1 pseudogene is annotated in these 343 nt (G+C 36.4%); it reads left to right on the forward strand.

Going from position 1 to position 343, the window contains the following annotated elements:
* Positions 1-343, forward strand: a pseudogene (locus FOT98_RS32010) (DNA translocase FtsK); the annotation flags it as partial.

Consider the following 343-nt stretch of genomic DNA (forward strand, 5'->3'; position numbering starts at 1 on the left):
CTCCTATGGAAGAATGCTATGAAATAAACATGGAGGTAGCAGAACTAAACAAAGAATTATCTATTACTATGTTAGAGCAAGATTGGAATAAAGATTCCCTTATTCATTCCGCGGTTCCTGACGAAACGGAGCCACTGTTAGAAGAATTCCCACCTGTTGGAATTCCCAATACTATGATAGGAACTGCAGAAACAATTATAGAATCTACTTCAATTCCCGTTACAATAACAGAGCCAGAAGAAACTCATGTAGAAATCAACACGGTTCCAATTGAAGAAACGCTTAATCATATCGAAGAAAACAAGCTAGATGAAGATGTAGCAAAAGTTTACGAATCTATTAG

The organism is Bacillus sp. HY001, from assembly GCF_007558965.1.
GTDB classification, from domain to species: domain Bacteria; phylum Bacillota; class Bacilli; order Bacillales; family Bacillaceae_G; genus Bacillus_A; species Bacillus_A mobilis.